The sequence below is a fragment of the Flavobacterium magnesitis genome (assembly GCF_041729735.1).
Classification (GTDB): Bacteria; Bacteroidota; Bacteroidia; order Flavobacteriales; family Flavobacteriaceae; genus Flavobacterium; species Flavobacterium magnesitis.
Window position 1 is genome coordinate 1 of sequence record NZ_JBCFQK010000048.1, and the last position, 1,387, is coordinate 1,387.

General features: G+C 27.6%; 1 protein-coding gene. It reads right to left on the reverse strand.

The features are described from left to right. Positions 1–165: 165 nt before the first annotated feature. Positions 166–1,167, reverse strand: coding sequence for an IS110 family RNA-guided transposase (locus AAGV33_RS16315; protein WP_373393436.1), 1,002 nt, complete (start codon positions 1,165–1,167; stop codon positions 166–168). Positions 1,168–1,387 lie beyond the last annotated feature (220 nt).

Sequence of the window (1,387 nt, forward strand, 5' to 3'; positions counted from 1 at the left end):
TCTGTGATTACTATGGTTTTATCAAAATAAAATTCATAAAATTTTCATTTATTTTTCACAAATAGTTCAATAACTTTGAGTTAGAAAAAAACAATTAGTCTTGCGAAGGGGAAGAGATTATTAATTCTCTTTCCTTTCAATAGAAAATTTTTAATTGATTTTCATTTAAGCTACTTGTCTTTTTTCGAAAATTTTATTCCCTCTTACACAAGCACAAACACGATGTACGAGTTTGTTTCTTACGTTATTAATTACAAGCATTTTACTTTTACCTTCCTCAACTTTTCGACTAAAATAATGTTTCAATTCTGGATCAGACCTAATTGCAGATAAGGCACACATATGTAATTGTTTTTTTAGTTTTTTATTTGCTAAATAATGAACTTTAGGTCTTACTCTTATACTTTTTCCAGATGTATACTCAAAAGGAACCACTCCAGCATAACAAGCCAATTGACGAGGAGTTGAATACATTGTAAACTCATTTGTATAACAAATCAAAAATAGAGATGTTATTCTTCCAATTCCAGGAACTGAAGTTGATTGATTGTATATTTTACTCAAATTTTGATCTTCTTTTATAAGATTGTCTAATTGAATTTCAATGTTTTTTAAATCTTTTTGGAGACCTTTGATAGTGTTTTTATGAAGTTTTTCAAAGAGTTTAGTAGCTGCTACATCAAATTGCTTAAATTCATTTGCATTACGCACTAAAGTAGCTTTAGTAGTAATTAATTTTTCTCTTAAGGATAAAAGATTTCTAATTTTATCAATTTCCATTCTAGGAGCTTTGTGAATAATTGCTTCATTCACATTTTTCAAAGCGTAATAAGCTATTCTTTCAGCATCTAGCTTGTCGTTTTTTCCTCTTTGTACTCCAATACTTCGAATGATTTTCAATGACATTTCTACCCAAATATCAAATTTAAAAGAAATTAAATTTCTAATAATTAACCTCCCATACATTCCTGTATGTTCAAGACAAACAAGTGTGTTTTTATAAGTAGAACCTTGTTCTTTTAACCATTTACATAGAGACTTGATTCCTTTTGAATCATTATCAAATTGACAGTGAAAACTTTTTTCTTTATTTCCATCCACAATAACCACAGCATCAAAATATTCTTTTGATACATCAATACCTAAAAAATGTTTAAATTTACTCATAAGAAAAGTTTTTTAAGATTAGCAACCAGACTATTGAATACAATCATAACCTTGATAATAGGTCTTAAAACCTGAATTACTATTTGATGCTTATTCAATATAAACTGATAAAGTCCTAATCACAGAATAGATCTAGAAATCTTGCCCACAAAATGGTTCACTTTATCAGTTTGGTTGTTAGTTTAAAATTACGAATAATTCATTATGCAAATCTAAAGGC